This is a genomic window from Antrihabitans auranticaus (assembly GCF_016481275.1).
Classification (GTDB): domain Bacteria; phylum Actinomycetota; class Actinomycetes; order Mycobacteriales; family Mycobacteriaceae; genus Antrihabitans.
Genome location: NZ_JAEMNW010000002.1, coordinates 863927 through 880148 on the forward strand (window position 1 = coordinate 863927; position 16222 = coordinate 880148).

Sequence of the window (16222 nt, forward strand, 5' to 3'; positions counted from 1 at the left end):
GGCGCTAGCGCCTTAGGACCGGACCATGTTCCGCAGCACGTACTGCAGAATGCCGCCGTTGCGGTAGTAGTCGGCTTCACCGGGTGTGTCGATACGGACGACCGCGTCGAACTCGATCTTTTCCCCGTCCTCCTTGGTGGCGGTCACGTGGACCGCCTTCGGAGTCTTGCCGTTGTTGAGCTCCTCGATACCCGAGATGTCGAACGTCTCGGTGCCGGTGATGCCCAGCGACTTCGCCGATTCACCCGCGGGGAACTGCAGCGGGATCACGCCCATGCCGATCAGATTCGAGCGGTGGATACGTTCGAACGATTCGACGATGACCGCCCGCACACCCAGCAGGCTGGTGCCCTTGGCCGCCCAGTCGCGCGAGGAACCGGAGCCGTACTCCTTGCCGCCCAGCACGACCAGCGGGATGCCGGCCTCCTGGTAGTTCTGCGAGGCGTCGTAGATGAACGACTGCGGTCCGCCGTCCTGGGTGAAGTCGCGGGTGTAGCCACCCGAGACGTCGTCGAGGAGTTGGTTCTTCAGGCGGATGTTCGCGAACGTGCCGCGAATCATGACCTCGTGGTTGCCGCGACGCGAGCCCAGGGAGTTGTAGTCCTTGCGCTCCACACCGTGCGAATCGAGGTACTGCGCGGCAGGCGTCCCCGGCTTGATCGGACCGGCCGGGCTGATGTGGTCGGTGGTGACCGAGTCACCGAGCAGCGCGAGCACGCGGGCGCCCTCGATATCGGTGACCGGTGTGGTTTCCATCGTCATGCCGTCGAAATACGGCGCCTTGCGAACGTAGGTCGAATTCTCGTCCCATTCGAAGGTGTCGCCCTCGGGGGTGTTGAGTCCCTTCCAACGGTGGTCGCCCTCGAAGATCGTGGCGTAGGACGACGAGAACATGTCCCGGTTGATCGAAGACGCGATTGTCTCCTCGATCTCCGCCGGCGACGGCCAGATGTCCTTGAGGAACACGTCGTTGCCGTCCGTGTCCTGGCCAAGTGCGTCGTGCTCGAAGTCGAAGTCCATGGTTCCCGCAAGGCCGTACGCAATGACCAGCGGCGGCGACGCCAGGTAGTTCATCTTCACGTCGGGGGAGATGCGGCCCTCGAAGTTGCGGTTACCCGAGAGCACCGCGGTCACGGTGAGGTCGTTGTCGTTGATCGCCTTCGAGATCGGCTCGAGCAACGGACCCGTGTTACCGATGCAGGTGGTGCAACCGTAACCGCCGAGGTAGTAGCCCAACTTCTCGAGGTACGGCCACAGGCCGGCCTTCTCGTAATAGTCGTTGACGACCTGCGAGCCGGGAGCCATGTTGGTCTTCACCCACGGCTTGGTCGAGAGGCCCTTGTCGACGGCGTTGCGGGCGAGCAGTGCAGCGCCGAGCATGACCGAGGGGTTCGAGGTGTTCGTACAGGACGTGATACCCGCGACGACGACGGCGCCGTGGTCGAGGATGAACTCGCCCTTCTCGTCCGTGGTGACCTTGATCGGCTTGCTCGGACGACCCTCGGCGCCGTTGGCTGCGGAGGCGACATCGATCGCGTCGTCGTCCGCGAACGACAGGACGGCCGGATCGCTGGCCGGGAACGACTCTTCGACAGCTTCGTCCAGGTGCGTGTGCGGGGTGGCCGCAGCGGGACGGGACTCGTCGTCGCTCGTGTAGTTGTGGATGTCCTTACGGAACGCAACCTTGGACTCGCTCAACATGATTCGGTCCTGCGGGCGCTTCGGGCCTGCGATCGACGGAACCACGGTGGACAGGTCCAGCTCGAGGTACTCGGAGTAGACGGGCTCCTTGTCGGCATCGTGCCACATGCCCTGTTCCTTCGCGTATGCCTCGACGAGAGCGAGCTGCTCGTCGGTGCGGCCGGTCAGGCGCAGGTAGTTGATCGTTTCTTCGTCGATCGGGAAAATGGCAGCGGTGGAGCCGAACTCGGGGCTCATGTTGCCCAGCGTTGCGCGGTTCGCCAGCGGCACTTCGGCGACACCGGCGCCGTAGAACTCGACGAACTTGCCGACCACGCCGTGCTTGCGCAGCATGTCGGTGACGGTGAGGACGACGTCGGTGGCGGTGACGCCGGGGTGGATCTCGCCCGACAGCTTGAAGCCGACGACGCGGGGGATGAGCATCGAGACGGGCTGGCCCAGCATGGCTGCCTCGGCCTCGATGCCGCCCACGCCCCAGCCCAGCACGCCCAGGCCGTTGACCATGGTCGTGTGCGAGTCGGTTCCGACGCAGGTGTCGGGATAGGCCTGGCCGTTGCGGACCATGACCGTCGGTGCGAGGTATTCGATGTTGACCTGGTGGACGATGCCCATGCCCGGGGGGACGACCTTGAAGTCGTCGAACGCGCCCTGGCCCCACCGCAGGAACTGGTAACGCTCGCCGTTTCGCTCGTACTCCAGGTCGACGTTGCGCTCGAGAGCGTCAGCGCGTCCGAATACGTCGAGGATGACCGAGTGGTCGATGACCATGTCGGCAGGCGAGAGCGGGTTGACCTTGCTCGGGTCGCCGCCGAGGGTGGTGACGGCCTCGCGCATGGTGGCAAGGTCGACGATGCAGGGGACACCGGTGAAGTCCTGCATGATCACGCGGGCCGGCGTGAACTGGATTTCGATGCTCGGGTCGGCCGACGGGTCCCATTCGGAAATCGCGCGAATGTGGTCCTCGGTTATGTTGGCACCGTCTTCGGTGCGCAACAGGTTCTCGGCAAGTACTTTGAGGGCGTAAGGAAGTTTCTCGGTACCAGGCACCGCGGAGAGCCGGAAGATCTCGTAAGAGTTCTCGCCGACCTCGAGCGTGCCCTTGGCGCCGAACGTATCAATGCTTTTCGTCACGTCAGCTCCACTCGTTATGGGGTCGCCGCCGACTGGGCTGTGTCGACGGCCAAGGCGAGGCTGATCGGCCGACTGTCCGGCTCTCCGCCTCTGTTCCGAGTCTAACAGTACGCTTGTCCTGTGAAATTTCGGGGCGGAATCGCGCGCAGTCTTGCGCAAAGTTTGTGAGCCTCGTCGCGTAATGTGCACTCGAGCCCGCGATCGGCCCGATCGCGTGTGCATACGACCAACCGGATGAGAATTTCTGTGTCCCTGAGCGTCACGCCTTTCAGTGCCGAAGCCGCCAATGCTGGAGCCGTCAGCGCTGGAGCGTTCGAGGCCGCATTCGCGCCCGCGCCGGCAGCGTTGCCGCCGGACGTCGATCTCGACGACGTGCTCGCGGACGTCGCAACGGACCACGTCTGCGCGCCACCGGCGGAAGTCGCGGCGATGACGAAGGTCGTCGCACATGCGGAGGCCGAAGGTATCGACTTGACGATCATCGTCGTCGACAAGAATCCGGGCCACGATTCGATGCTGCGGGACCTCGCCACGGAGGTCGGCAAACACGAGGGCGGCACCGTCCTCGTGCTGAGTCCGGATTACGTCGGCACCTACAGCGACTCGATCAGCAGAGTCCAGCTCGAGACGGCCGAAGATCCGGCCAAGTGGTCGGGCGGCAACTCCGAAAAGGCTGCCAACAACTTTGTGAACGAATTGTCGACCTACAGCCAGCCGTGGACGGCGATCACGTGCGTCATCCTCGCGACCACCCTTGCGATCGTCGGTGGGCTGTATGTCGTCAAGACGCGGCGCGGCACGACGCCCGAGGAGCCGGCTCCGACCGAGCACGCGACGATCGACTGAACTGGTCGTCTGTTCATAGCGATTGTGCATGACAATTTCGTCTCGGAGTCCCGAGGCAGGAAATCGCCGCTCCAATTCGCATAATTCGACAATAACGCCACTTTTGGGCGCCTGATCGGCATCTCCGCAGGTGAGAGGCGGTCGAATTACTCTGATGTTATTTGTGACTGGAGTTCCTTTAGTGCGGAAAGTGTCGTACGGTGCCTTTGACACAACTGGGGAAGGTGTGTCGCAAGGATCACTGTGTTGCTGTTCGCGTCCGCTGGTGCCATTCGTGCCCGCTGGTGCGGAGGGTGACAGAGTGTCGGCCGTGCGCTGTGCGCGCATTGCTTGCCTGCGTCGGATCGCCCCGGGTTTTGCGGACCGAGGAGAGATCTGTGAATCGAAGGTCGAGCAGCTGCGGCATGCCGCGGACCGCGACGACCGCGGTGCGAGCACTTTTGGGTGCATTCGTCGCCGCAGCCCTCGCCGTCACACTCAGCGGGCAGGCGATTGCCGTGCCCCCGCCACCGCCCAATCCGAGCGATAGCGACCTCGCCCAGGCGGACTCGCACGTCCAATCGCAGTTGGGCACGGTCGGCGACCTCATCAACCAGGTCGCTTCGGCCAACGAGCAGCTGCGTGCGCTCGACGACGAAGTGGCTCTGAAGCGTGAAGAAGTGAACAAAGCGCTCGTCGACCTGCAGAACGCGCGTGACCTCGCCGACGTCGCGAACGCAGCGGTCGCTCTGAGCAGACAGGCGCTCTCTGCCGCGACCGACGAGATTGCTGCGGCCCAGCAGAAATTCGACGGGTACGTCGCGATGTCTTATACGCAGGGCAATGTCGGAGCAACTTCGGTCGCGTCGTACCTGGGCTCAGCCACGCCCGACGAGGTCATCGACCGAGCACAGGTCGTCGAACTGATCTCACAGAGCCGCGACAAAGTCCTCGACGGCCTGCAACGTGCGAGAACCGAAGAGGCCAACAAAGACTCGTCGGCGCGCAAGGCCAAGCAAGACGCCGACGAGGCTGCCATGGAGGCTGCAAGCAAGAAGAGCGAGGCGGAGAACGCGATCTCGGTGGCCGAGACAGCGCTGAGCCAGCAACAGTCCCGCAAGACCGAAATCGAGAACCAGCGAAACGTCGCGCAAGCGCAACTGGACGCGGCGCGCTCGAACGTTGCGGGCCTCGAAGGCCAACGCACCGCCTACGAGAGCTGGAACGCGCAGCAGATCGCCGAGCAACAGGCCATCGAAGCGGCGGCCGAGACGGCGCAGCAAATTGCCTACGAGGCTGCAGCCCGGGTCGCCGCGAACCAGGCCGCGCGGGACAGAGCCGCCGAATTGGCGGCCGGCCAGCGTCCGCACACTCAGCTCGACGAACCCGAGCAATCGGCGTCGGAGACTCCGCGCACCCGGCCGCGCACGCGCACCCGACCGGCCCCGTCGGCGACAGGCTCGGACGCCGTCGAGACGGTGATCGATCGCGGTATGTCGCAACTCGGTGTGCCCTACGCCTGGGGTGGCGGCGATGAGAACGGGCCGACAAAGGGCATCAAGGACGGCGGCGTGGCCGACAGTTACGGCGACTACCGCAAGGTCGGGTTCGACTGCTCGGGGCTCATGATCTACGCCTTTGCCGGCATCGGTTTCTCGCTTCCGCACTACAGCGGTTACCAGTACACAGCGGGCGAACAGGTGCCGATCGACGACATGGAACGCGGCGACATGCTGTTCTGGGGAGCAAACGGCAGTCAGCACGTCGCGCTCTATCTCGGTGACGGAAAGATGCTCGAGGCGCCGCAATCCGGCGATGTCGTGAAGGTCAGCGACGTTCGTGAAGACGGCTTGATGCCGTACGCCGTCCGGATGGTTTCATAGAGTCCGATCGGGCAATACAGAAGGATCGACACGACGATCTCGAGGGCCGTAGCGGCACAATTCGCTCACACCTGGAATAGTTGTGTCGGTAGCTGAATCGAGCACGACTCCTAGGTTGAAAGCGGTGGATTCTTGGTGACCTCATCAGACCGGGCGAGCGGCAAGGCGGGGAACGCGGTGCCCGCTGGGAGCGTGGCGACCGCGGACGCGAGTTCGGTCCCACCGAAATCCACACTCGCTGCGGACGTCGCCACGCTCGAAAAGGCCATGTACGAGGTCAAGCGGGTCATCGTCGGGCAGGACCGGCTCGTCGAGCGGTTGCTCGTCGGCGTACTGGCACGCGGGCACATCCTCCTCGAAGGTGTGCCGGGTATCGCCAAGACGCTCGCCGTCGAGACGTTCGCGAAGGTGATCGGCGGTTCGTTCTCGCGTGTGCAGTTCACCCCCGACCTGGTACCGACCGACCTGATCGGTACGCGTATCTACCGGCAGGGCCGCGAGCAGTTCGATACCGAACTCGGACCGGTCGTCGCCAACTTCGTCCTCGCCGACGAAATCAACCGCGCGCCCGCGAAGGTGCAGTCGGCGCTGCTCGAAGTCATGGCCGAGCGCCATGTCTCGATCGGTGGCAAGACGTACCCGATGCCCGATCCGTTCTTGGTGATGGCCACCCAGAACCCGATCGAGAGCGAGGGTGTGTACCCGCTGCCCGAGGCGCAGCGCGACCGCTTCCTGTTCAAGGTCCTCGTCGACTACCCCTCGATCGAGGAAGAGCGCGAGATCGTCTATCGCATGGGCGTGGTTCCGCCCGAGGCCAAAGCGGTTCTCTCCGCCGCCGAGGTGGTCCGCCTGCAGAAGGTCGCAAGTGGTGTCTTCGTTCACCACGCATTGGTCGACTACGTCGTGCGCGTGATCGCGGCGACTCGTGCGCCGGAAAAGGTCGGCCTCACAGATGTCGCGAGCTGGATCTCCTACGGCGCGTCGCCGCGCGCGAGCCTGGGCATCATTGCCGCCGCTCGTGCACTCGCCCTGATCCGCGGCCGTGACTACGTCGTGCCGCAGGACGTTCTCGAAATCATTCCCGACGTGCTCAGGCACCGGTTGGTGCTGTCGTACGACGCACTTGCCGACGAGGTTTCGCCCGAGGACATCATCACCAAAGTTCTGCAGACAGTCGGTCTGCCGCAGGTTGCCGCGCAGCCACTCGGCCCGCAGGGCCAGCAGGTCCCGACCGGAATGCAACATGCGCCTGCGCCGCAGCAGCAGTACGGCGCGCCGCCGCAGCAGGGGGGACAGCAGCAGGGGGGACAGCCGCAGCAGCCGCCGCCGGGCGTAAGCAACGGCGCTGACCAGATCTCGCTGACCAAGCCGCAGTGACGGCTCACGCACCGCCGTCGTTCCAGTCGGGTGAGTTGTTGGACCCGAAGCTGTCCGCAGCGCTGAACACCCTCGAGCTCACCGTCCGTCGGCGGTTGGACGGTGTGCTGCACGGCGACCACCTCGGACTGATCCCCGGACCCGGCTCGGAACCCGGCGATTCCCGCATGTACCAACCGGGTGACGACGTCCGTCAGATGGACTGGTCGGTGACCGCCCGGACGACGCACCCGCACGTGCGGCAGATGGTTGCCGACCGCGAGCTCGAGACGTGGGTGGTCGCGGACCTGTCGGCGAGCCTGGATTTCGGTACCGCGCGTTGCGAGAAGCGTGACCTCGTCGTCGCGGCCGCGGCAGCGGTCGCGCACCTGACCAGCGGCGGCGGCAACCGGATCGGTGCGGTCGTCGCGACCGGCGACCGGATGGTTCGGATCCCCGCCCGCAGCGGCCGGATGCATGCCCGCTCGATGCTGCGCAAGATTGCGACGACGCCACGGGCGCCGAGCGGCGTCCGCGGTGACTTGCGCGGCGGCATCGAGTCGCTGCGCCGGCCGCAGCGCAAACGGGGTCTCGCAGTGGTCATCAGCGACTTCCTCGGCCCGATCGACTGGCAGCGGTCGCTGCGCGCAATTTCGGCGCGGCACGAATTGCTGGCGATCGAGGTGCTCGATCCGCGCGATCTGGAACTGCCGGACGTCGGCAACGTCGTCTTGCACGACCCTGAGACCGGGCGGACCCGCGAGTTCAACATCACGAACGATCTGCGCGCCGACTTCGCGGATGCCGCGCAGGCTCACCGCGAGCAGGTGGAGCAATCGTTGCGTAGCTGTGGCGCACCGGTGATGACGCTGCGCACGGATCGGGACTGGATCACCGACGTAGTCAGGTTCGTCGCGACTCGTCGGCACAGTTTCGGTGCGCCAGTGAATCGGGTGCCGCGCCAGTGAGTTTGAGCATCGCGGAACCCGCAGACCCCAAATGGTTTCTCCTCCTCATCGTCGTCGCCCTCCTCGCGATCGCCTACGTCTTCGTGCAGCGGCGCAAGCAGAAGCACGTCCTGCGCTTCACCAACATGGAGTTGCTGGAGAAGGTCGCACCCAAACGGCCGGGCTTCTTGCGGCACCTGCCGATCGCGTTGCTGCTCGTCGGCGTCATGCTGCTGACCGTCGCGATGGCAGGACCGACCGAGACGAAGAAGATCCCGCGCAACCGCGCCACGGTGATTCTGGTCATCGACGTATCGCTGTCCATGGAGGCGACCGACGTCCGGCCGAGCAGGCTGAAGGCCGCCCAGGAGGCTGCGACGGACTTTGCTGACGGCCTCACGCCGGGTATCAACCTCGGCCTTGTCGCGTTCGCCGGTACGGCGTCGGTCCTCGTGTCACCTACGACAGACCGGGAGCAGACGAAGGCGGCGATCGGGTCGTTGCGGCTGAGTGAGCGAACAGCCACCGGCGAAGGCATCTTCACGGCCCTCAAATCGATCGAAACCCTCGCCGCGGTGCTGGGCGGCGGGAACGAAGCGCCGCCCGCGCGAATCGTGCTGATGTCGGACGGTAAACAGACGGTCCCGGAAAATCCCGACGATCCGCGTGGTGCCTTCACCGCCGCCCGCGAGTCGAAATCGAAGGGCATCCCGGTCTCGACGATCTCGTTCGGCACCGAGGACGGCACGGTCGACATTCCGAACCAGGAGGGCGGCGGATCCGAACGCGTACCGGTCCCCGTCGACGATCAGTCGCTGGAGGAGATCGCGCGTCTGTCGGGCGGAAACTTCTTCACCGCTGAGAGCCTCGAAGAGTTGAACGAAGTGTTCGACACCCTCGAGGAACAGATCGGCTACGAGTACACGCGCGGTGACGCGAGTAAACCGTGGCTCGCGCTCGGGCTGATCGTCATCGTCGCCGGGATAGCGGTATCGCTGATTCGCCGCCAGCGCCTGCCCTGACAGGCGCTTTCCCAGAGTCGCCTCATTTACCCCGATCTCGAACAGATAGGTTGTTCCCATGTCGACTCCCACTTCGCGTTCGGTACTCGTCACGGGCGGCAACCGTGGCATCGGTCTTGCTGTTGCACAGCGACTCGCGGCAGACGGCCACAAAGTCGCTGTCACACATCGCAGTTCAGGTGCACCGGAGGGCTTGTTCGGTGTTCAGTGCGATGTCACCGACACGGATTCGATCGACAAGGCGTTCAAGGAAATCGAAGAGCACCAGGGGCCCGTCGAGGTGCTCGTGGCCAACGCCGGTATCACCGATGACACATTGTTGATGCGGATGAGCGAGGACCAGTTCACCCGCGTGCTCGACGCCAACCTCACCGGTGCGTTCCGCGTCGCGAAGCGGGCCAACCGCGCGATGCTGCGGGCCAAGTGGGGCCGGATGATCTTCCTCGGCTCGGTCGTGGGATTCAGTGGGCAGGCCGGTCAGATCAACTACGCCGCGTCCAAGGCCGGTGTGGTCGGTCTCGCGCGATCGATCACGCGCGAACTCGGTTCGCGGTCGATCACTGCCAACGTCGTCGCGCCGGGGTTCATCGAGACAGACATGACGGCCGAGCTGCCCGAAGATTTGCGCGACATGGCCAAGAAGTTCATTCCGTTGCAGCGGCTCGGCCAGCCCGAAGAAGTCGCAGCTGTCGTGAGCTTCCTGGCATCGGAGGACTCACGCTACGTGTCGGGCGCCGTCATTCCCGTCGACGGCGGCATGGGCATGGGCCACTGACCTGATCGACACCACGTACTCGTCGGCACCACTTACTCGGCATTAGGAGAACGACATGGCGGGATTGCTCGAGGGCAAGACCATCCTGATCACCGGCATCATCACCGATGCTTCCATCGCATTCCATGCGGCGGCGGTAGCGCAGGAGCAAGGCGCCAAGGTGATCATAACCGGTATTCCGGAGCGCTTGCGATTGATCGACAGGATCGCGCGGCGACTGCCGAAAGAGGTACCGCCGGCGATTCCGCTGGACGTGACCAACGAGGAAAACCTCGGCGAGCTCGCGGGCAAGATCGGTGACCTCGCACCCGAGGGCATCGATGGAGTGCTGCACTCGATTGCGTTCGCCCCGCGGACCCTCATGGGGCCCGAGGCGCTGCCGTTCCTCGATGCTCCCGGACCAGATGCCGCGAAGTCCTTCGAGATCTCGGCGTGGAGCTACGCCTCGCTCGCTCGCGCCGTGCTGCCCGTCATGAACGAGGGCGGTTCGATCGTCGGCATGGACTTCGATCCGCGCACCGCGATGCCGTACTACAACTGGATGGGCGTGGCGAAGGCCGCGCTCGAGTCGGTGAACCGCTACGTCGCTCGCGAGGTCGGTGCCGCGAAGCGGATTCGGTCCAATCTCGTTGCCGCAGGACCGATCAAGACCCTTGCAGCCAAGGCGATCGCGGGCACAGCGACCGACGACGCCAAGCAGCTCAACATGCTGAACACCTACTGGGACGGTGCCTCGCCGATCGGCTGGAACGTCGACGACCCGTCGGTCGTCGCGAAGTCGGTTGTGGCTCTGTTGTCGGACTGGTTGCCGGGCACAACGGGCTCGATCATCTACGTCGACGGCGGCGCGAGCCACAACATGTGGTTCCCGGAGAATTTCGCCGGCTGATGGCAATCGATGCGCTGCTGCTGCTCTCGTTCGGTGGACCGGAGCAGCGCGCCGATGTAATGCCGTTCCTGGAGAACGTCACTCGCGGCAGGGGAGTACCACGCGAACGCCTGCTTGCCGTCGCGGAGCACTACTACCACTTCGACGGTGTGTCCCCGATCAACGCTCTCAATCGGGGGATCATCGCGGACGTGGAGGCGGTGCTGGCGCGAGCAGGGATCGGGCTTCCCGTCTACTTCGGTAATCGCAACTGGCATCCGCTGGTCGCCGATACGGTTGGGCGGATGCGGGACGACGGCATCCGGAACGCGCTGGTCTTTCCGACGTCGGCGTGGGCGGGCTACTCGGGTTGTCTCCAGTACCACGAAGACATTCGGCAGGCCCGCTCCGCGGTGGGTCCCGACGCGCCGACGTTGGTGAAACTCCGCCAGTATTACGATCATCCGCTGTTGATCGAGGCTGTGGGACAAGCGATCTCAGCTGCAGCCGGTACCTTGCCGCCGGAGCGGAGAGGCGGCGCTCGGTTGGTCTTCACCGCGCATTCGATTCCGGTGCGCGCGGACAACGAAGCCGGACCGCCTGAGGCAGGCGGCAAACTCTACAGCCGCCAGGTCTACGACGCGGCCCGATTATGCGCTGCGGCAGCAGGTTTCGACGATTTCGACCTCGTCTGGCAGTCCCGTTCGGGGCCGCCGCAGGTGCCGTGGCTGGAGCCCGATATCTGCGATCATCTGGAAGCCCTGTCCGCGAAGGGTTTCGATGCCGTCATCGTGAGTCCGGTCGGTTTCGTGTCCGACCACCTCGAGGTCGTGTGGGACTTGGACAACGAAGCAACCGAGAAGGCCGCCGAACTCGGAATGGCGTTCGCGCGGGCGGCGACTCCCGGTTCGGACCCGCGTTTCGCTGCCATGATCGTCGACCTCGTGGCCGAGCACCTCGCGGGTGAACAACCGCGCCGGCTCGGGCGCGAACCCGCGTTCGGTTGCACGGCCGACGGGGTCCCGTGCGTCATCGGCTGCTGCCAGGCGCGGAGTCCGCTGCCGGTCTGAGCGCGGCGCCGGTCTAGCCGAGCTCGCGTGTGGCCGTTCGGACGCACGACTCGATGGCGGCGAGGCGGGCCGAGCGCACTGCTGCATAGAGCGGTCTGAGCAGTCCGTCGATGTTGTCGGCGCCCGCGGCGGTCAACGCGGTTGCGGTCGATCCGCGTTGCGCCACAGCAAGTATCGCGTCTACTCGGTCTGCACTCTCGAGGATTCGGAGTGCACGCGTCGGCACCGCGTCGGGCAGTTTGTGTCGCGCATTCTCGGCGAACTGTTCTTCGAGTGCTGCCCGCGGATCGAACTCGGTCGTGCCGACACGTTGGACGGCTGCCATCGCGTCCGCTGCGTCTCGCATCGCGGTCCGCATGGCGAACTCGGCTTCGCCGAGACCGAGTTCTTCGGCGCGCGGGGGTATGTCGACACCGAAGATGGTCCAGCACAACACGTCCGGACCCGACCGAACCGGTACGAGCCCGACGCCCTCGGTGCCCGGATTGCCGACCAGGAGGCCTTCGCCCGTGGTGATTGCGGCGGCGGTGAACGGGCCGGCGGGGGGCAGGCCGCGGACGTCGCCGGGGACCGGGAGCACCAACCGCAATGCGGAGCCGTCGTGCCCCGCGGCCTCCCGAACAGTCTTGAGGGCCGACATGGTTTCGGCGTCGCGCGCGTCCGGCCACGGCAACCCGGTTCGATGGGCGATGACCGGATCGGCGGCACCGACGAGGTGCATGGGCGCCCACTCCTGCATGGCGTCCAGGACGTCGTCGGGCGCACAGTTGCCCGCGAGCCAGGCACTGGCCCACATCGTCAGGGATGCACTCGGTGAAACCATAATCAACGAGCATATGTCGGCGTGGCACGCAGCGTGCAACTCCGAAGCTGGCTACCGTGGTCGGCCGTGAGCCCACGAAACGGATACGGCGACATCTACGCCGGGCACGCACGTGCCCGGAAGCCGGTGACACCCAAAGTAGAAGCCGAGCGCGATCTTGTCGTCGAGGACGCCGCGACCGGTTTCTGTGGCGCGGTCGTCGGCTTCGACAAAACCTACGACGGTGATTTCGTTCGACTCGAGGACGGCGCTCGGCGGACCCGGTTGTTCGCAATGCGCGAGGCGGCCTTCCTGATCGACGGCAAACCGGTCACGTTGGTGCGGCCGACGGCGAAACCACAGAAGACAGCGGCTACTCGTTCGGCGTCGGGATCGACCAAGGTGGAGGGCTTGCGAGCGCGGGTGGCGCTGCCGAGCCGAATTTGGGTCGAGGGCGTGCACGATGCGGCGCTGGTAGAGCGGGTCTGGGGTCATGACCTGCGCGTCGAGGGTGTCGTCGTCGAGCATTTGGAAGGTCTGGACAACCTCGGCGAGCGCCTCGCGTCGTTCGGGCCGGGCAAGGGCCGGAAGGTCGGCGTGCTCGTCGACCACCTGGTGACCGGTTCGAAGGAAACTCAGCTCACCACCGGGTTGGGGCCGTACGTCCTCGTGACCGGGCACCCGTTCATCGACGTCTGGGAAGCGGTGACGCCGAAGGCTGTCGGTATCCAGGCGTGGCCGAAGGTTCCGCGCGGCGAGGACTGGAAGACGGGAGTGTGCAAACGGCTCGGCTGGGGGACCCCGCAGGAGGGTTGGCGGCGGGTCTACGCGGCCGTCAATTCCTACCGTGACCTGGAATCGCCGTTGATCGGTGCCGTAGAACGTCTCGTCGATTTCGTGACCGCCACCGACTAGGCCCGATGTGGCTACAGTGGTCTTGTGGGACCACTGATCTGGTTGATCGCCGGTGTTCTGCTGGCCGCCGCCGAGGCGCTGACCGGCGACTTCTTTCTGCTTATGTTGGCCGGCGGTGCGCTTGCGACCGCGGGCGTGAGTGCGGTCACGCCGTTTCCGGTCTGGCTCGATGCGGTGATCTTCGGTGTGCTGTCGCTGTCACTGCTTGCGGTCGTGCGACCGATGCTGCTGCGGCGCTTGGGTTCCCGTCCGGCGCTCGCGACGAATGTCGACGCTCTGAGCGGTAAGCGCGCGCTGGTTCTGGAAGAGGTCGGGGAACATGCGGGTCAGGTCAAGCTCGACGGCGACGTGTGGACTGCACGGCCGCTCGACCTGACCGAGGTCTACCCACCCGGGACGACCGTCACAGTCATGAGAATCGACGGCGCTACCGCCGTCGTCTGGAAGGGGCCGTAAATGGTTGCGTTGATTGTGCTGGGCGTAATCGTCGCGTTCGTCGCTGTCGTGGTGTTCAAGTCGATCGCGCTGGTACCGCAGGCCGAAGCCGCCGTCATCGAACGACTCGGCCGCTATGCGCGGACAGCGTCGGGACAGCTGACGTTCCTCGTGCCGTTCGTCGATCGAATTCGCGCGAAAGTCGATCTGCGCGAACGCGTCGTCTCCTTCCCACCGCAGCCCGTGATCACCCAGGACAACCTGACCCTGCACATCGACACGGTCGTCTACTTTCAGGTGACCAACCCGCAGGCGGCGGTCTACGAGATCAGCAATTACATCGCCGCGGTCGAGCAGTTGACGGTGACGACGCTGCGCAACGTGGTCGGTGGCATGACTCTCGAGGAGACGCTGACCTCACGCGATTCGATCAACAAGCAACTACGCGGTGTGCTCGACGAAGCGACCGGTCGCTGGGGCCTTCGGGTCGCGCGGGTCGAATTGAAGAGTATCGATCCGCCGCCGTCGATCCAGGAATCGATGGAGAAGCAGATGAAGGCCGATCGCGAGAAGCGCGCGATGATCCTGAATTCCGAAGGTATTCGCGAGTCCTCGATCAAGACTGCCGAAGGTCAGAAGCAGAGCCAGATCTTGTCCGCGGAAGGCGCGAAGCAGGCGTCGATCCTCGCAGCCGAAGGTGAGCGGCAGTCGCGGATCCTGCGTGCGCAGGGCGAGCGGGCCGCGAAGTACCTGCAGGCGCAGGGCCAAGCGAAGGCAATCGAAAAGGTCTTCGCCGCAATCAAAGCCGGCAAGCCGACCCCGGAACTGCTCGCGTACCAGTATCTACAGACCCTGCCGCAGATGGCGCAGGGCGACGCAAACAAGGTGTGGTTGGTGCCGAGCGATTTCGGCGATGCGCTCAAGGGCTTCGCGCGGACGCTCGGTGCGCCCGGTGACGACGGCGTCTTCCGGTACGAACCATCTGCGACGACCGACGAGAATCTGCCGCGACCCGAAGACGATTCCGACGAGGTCGCCGGCTGGTTCGACACGAGGACGGACCCCGACATCGCTCAAGCTGTCCGCGATGCCGAGGCCATCGCACGGCAACCGGTGGACGGACTGCCGCCCGCGCACAAGCCCCAGGTCGCGTGGACGCCGCCGGGGGAGTTGCAGGAATAGGTCGGGTCAGCTCAGCATCCCGCGTCCGACGGCGCCGGCCGCCACCGCCCAGAGCACGCTGGTGAAGGTGCCGATGATGAATTGCTCGGACGCCGTCGGCTCGCGTAATTCCGGGTAGCGGGCCAGGCCTTTGACGGCCATGACGATCGCGATGCCCTCGGGGCCCTTCGCGGCGATGATCGACGCGGCGACCGCGGCACGTTCGAGCACGCCTATGAGCAGCCCGCCCCGCAGCGGTCCGCTGGCGACGGGAGTGCCGGTGGGTGGAGTCGATCCCGCCGGTTGGCGGCGAGCGAGCCGGAAGGCTGCCGGCGCCATCGAGGCGCCGCCGAACGCGGCCGCTGTCACGGCGACGACCGCCGTGGCGGCAATTCCGAAACCAGTTATCGGATCGCCGTATGCGGCGCACATCGCGGCTGCCGACAGCGAGACCGCGGCGGTGATCGGCGCGATCCAGAGTGGAATTCGCCGCGAGCCGAGCGCGGCCGACGAGAGTGCCGCGATCCCGAGAAACACGAGTGCGAGGACGTTCATAGGTTGTCTGCCTTCGTCAGAAGTCGTTCGGCGAGAGACCGCGCCGGCTCCTCCGCATGCCATCCCGCCGCGGAGAGCCGTTGGGACACGGCTTGTTTGCTGATGCCAAGCCTATCGGCAGCCTCCGACTGAGTCCGTCCGGCGCGCATCTGCTCGACTGCCTGGTGCCCGTTTGCCGAGCGGCGACCGATCAGCATTGCGAGAAGCGTCAATACGGCTTCGGCGTCGGCGGCCGCAGTCGGATCGGGCCCTTCGACTGCGATGCTCGCGGGGGTGTTCTTTGCCCGCGTGACGGCGGCGCGAGCCGCTTCGAAGGCCGGTCCCCGCCCTGCGCGCGTTGTGGTCGGTAGTGGCTCGTCGACGCTTCCGGTCCCGATCCCGATGCTCCAGTGCCCGTCTCGGACGAGAGCGAGGGCAATATCGACGACGACGTCGGCGGTGTCGGCGACACCCTGAATCTCGTCGCCGGCAGTGCGCTCGAAGGGCCGGACGAGGCGATAGCGTGCAAGGGCGCGGAGTTGGTCGTCCACGCGGTCGACGTCACGCCGGCTGCCTCGTTGGTCCACGGTCAGTACGAACATTTGTCAAGGTTATCGACTTGATCTGTATGTATCAAGCCCTCAGGCTTGACTTACCGAAAACAAGTTTTTCGACTTGACTACTGGCAGTGTGCAACGAATCACACTCGACCGTTCGGCGGCCGTGGTCGGCCACCGTCCAGCGCACCGGATTTCCGCACGACGCCCCACATGGGAGTATGCCGCGCACGTGTCCAC

The 16222-nt window shown here is 65.3% G+C and carries 15 protein-coding genes; 11 read left to right on the plus strand and 4 right to left on the minus strand.

The features are described 5' to 3' along the window. Positions 1-12: 12 nt before the first annotated feature. Positions 13-2832, minus strand: coding sequence for an aconitate hydratase (locus tag JGU72_RS12065; protein ID WP_199684139.1), 2820 nt, complete (start codon positions 2830-2832; stop codon positions 13-15). Positions 2833-3066: 234 nt separating this feature from the next. On the opposite strand from JGU72_RS12065, the gene JGU72_RS12070 reads away from it, so the two are divergent. The 8 genes from JGU72_RS12070 to JGU72_RS12105 all read left to right on the plus strand — a co-directional run bounded on the left by JGU72_RS12070 (position 3067) and on the right by JGU72_RS12105 (position 11578). Beyond that, positions 3067-3678 (plus strand): Rv1476 family membrane protein, encoded by a 612-nt coding sequence (locus tag JGU72_RS12070; RefSeq protein WP_233531888.1) that lies wholly within the window; start codon positions 3067-3069, stop codon positions 3676-3678. Positions 3679-4082: 404 nt separating this feature from the next. Continuing rightward, positions 4083-5540: an NlpC/P60 family protein gene (locus JGU72_RS12075; protein WP_199684590.1), complete on the plus strand. Its 1458-nt coding sequence runs from the start codon at positions 4083-4085 to the stop codon at positions 5538-5540. 267 nt (positions 5541-5807) lie between these two features. Further along, a complete protein-coding gene (locus tag JGU72_RS12080) occupies positions 5808-6917 on the plus strand; it encodes an AAA family ATPase (protein ID WP_199684591.1) in 1110 nt (369 codons plus the stop codon). Continuing rightward, on the plus strand, positions 6914-7864 hold the full coding sequence (locus JGU72_RS12085; RefSeq protein WP_199684140.1) for a DUF58 domain-containing protein: 951 nt from the start codon (positions 6914-6916) through the stop codon (positions 7862-7864). The genes JGU72_RS12080 and JGU72_RS12085 overlap by 4 nt, the downstream gene beginning before the upstream one ends. Before the next feature lie 2 nt (positions 7865-7866). Beyond that, positions 7867-8865, plus strand: coding sequence for a VWA domain-containing protein (locus JGU72_RS12090; protein WP_199684592.1), 999 nt, complete (start codon positions 7867-7869; stop codon positions 8863-8865). A gap of 58 nt (positions 8866-8923) precedes the next feature. Next, complete coding sequence (gene fabG1, locus JGU72_RS12095) at positions 8924-9640, plus strand: 3-oxoacyl-ACP reductase FabG1 (protein WP_199684141.1); 717 nt, start codon at positions 8924-8926, stop codon at positions 9638-9640. Positions 9641-9695: 55 nt separating this feature from the next. Next, on the plus strand, positions 9696-10529 hold the full coding sequence (inhA, locus tag JGU72_RS12100) for an NADH-dependent enoyl-ACP reductase InhA (RefSeq protein WP_199684142.1): 834 nt from the start codon (positions 9696-9698) through the stop codon (positions 10527-10529). Then, positions 10529-11578: a ferrochelatase gene (locus tag JGU72_RS12105; protein ID WP_199684143.1), complete on the plus strand. Its 1050-nt coding sequence runs from the start codon at positions 10529-10531 to the stop codon at positions 11576-11578. Before inhA ends, JGU72_RS12105 begins: the two co-directional genes overlap by 1 nt. A gap of 13 nt (positions 11579-11591) precedes the next feature. On the opposite strand, the gene JGU72_RS12110 is transcribed toward JGU72_RS12105, so the two are convergent. Continuing rightward, on the minus strand, positions 11592-12401 hold the full coding sequence (locus tag JGU72_RS12110) for a hypothetical protein (protein WP_199684144.1): 810 nt from the start codon (positions 12399-12401) through the stop codon (positions 11592-11594). 66 nt (positions 12402-12467) lie between these two features. Between JGU72_RS12110 and JGU72_RS12115 the strand changes: the two genes are divergently transcribed. Genes JGU72_RS12115 through JGU72_RS12125 form a run of 3 tightly spaced genes read left to right on the plus strand, consistent with a single transcriptional unit; the run spans position 12468 to position 14912 of the window. Beyond that, on the plus strand, positions 12468-13295 hold the full coding sequence (locus tag JGU72_RS12115) for a DUF3097 domain-containing protein (protein ID WP_199684145.1): 828 nt from the start codon (positions 12468-12470) through the stop codon (positions 13293-13295). 24 nt (positions 13296-13319) lie between these two features. Further along, positions 13320-13751 (plus strand): NfeD family protein, encoded by a 432-nt coding sequence (locus tag JGU72_RS12120; RefSeq protein ID WP_199684146.1) that lies wholly within the window; start codon positions 13320-13322, stop codon positions 13749-13751. After that, entirely contained in the window at positions 13752-14912 is a 1161-nt protein-coding gene (locus tag JGU72_RS12125; RefSeq protein ID WP_199684147.1) for an SPFH domain-containing protein, read from the plus strand. A gap of 6 nt (positions 14913-14918) precedes the next feature. On the opposite strand, the gene JGU72_RS12130 is transcribed toward JGU72_RS12125, so the two are convergent. Continuing rightward, entirely contained in the window at positions 14919-15446 is a 528-nt protein-coding gene (locus JGU72_RS12130) for a hypothetical protein (protein ID WP_199684148.1), read from the minus strand. After that, on the minus strand, positions 15443-16027 hold the full coding sequence (locus tag JGU72_RS12135) for a hypothetical protein (RefSeq protein WP_199684149.1): 585 nt from the start codon (positions 16025-16027) through the stop codon (positions 15443-15445). The genes JGU72_RS12130 and JGU72_RS12135 overlap by 4 nt, the downstream gene beginning before the upstream one ends. Positions 16028-16222 lie beyond the last annotated feature (195 nt).

Bases quoted from the DNA above. Each gene is read 5' to 3' on its own strand.
- JGU72_RS12070 (WP_233531888.1), top strand. From the start codon at position 3,067: ATGAGAATTTCTGTGTCCCTGAGCGTCACGCCTTTCAGTGCCGAAGCC.
- JGU72_RS12075 (WP_199684590.1), top strand. From the start codon at position 4,083: ATGCCGCGGACCGCGACGACCGCGGTGCGAGCACTTTTGGGTGCATTC.
- JGU72_RS12080 (WP_199684591.1), top strand. From the start codon at position 5,808: ATGTACGAGGTCAAGCGGGTCATCGTCGGGCAGGACCGGCTCGTCGAG.
- fabG1 (WP_199684141.1), top strand. From the start codon at position 8,924: ATGTCGACTCCCACTTCGCGTTCGGTACTCGTCACGGGCGGCAACCGT.
- inhA (WP_199684142.1), top strand. From the start codon at position 9,696: ATGGCGGGATTGCTCGAGGGCAAGACCATCCTGATCACCGGCATCATC.
- JGU72_RS12105 (WP_199684143.1), top strand. From the start codon at position 10,529: ATGGCAATCGATGCGCTGCTGCTGCTCTCGTTCGGTGGACCGGAGCAG.
- JGU72_RS12110 (WP_199684144.1), bottom strand. From the start codon at position 12,401: ATGGTTTCACCGAGTGCATCCCTGACGATGTGGGCCAGTGCCTGGCTC.
- JGU72_RS12125 (WP_199684147.1), top strand. From the start codon at position 13,752: ATGGTTGCGTTGATTGTGCTGGGCGTAATCGTCGCGTTCGTCGCTGTC.
- JGU72_RS12130 (WP_199684148.1), bottom strand. From the start codon at position 15,446: ATGAACGTCCTCGCACTCGTGTTTCTCGGGATCGCGGCACTCTCGTCG.
- JGU72_RS12135 (WP_199684149.1), bottom strand. From the start codon at position 16,027: ATGTTCGTACTGACCGTGGACCAACGAGGCAGCCGGCGTGACGTCGAC.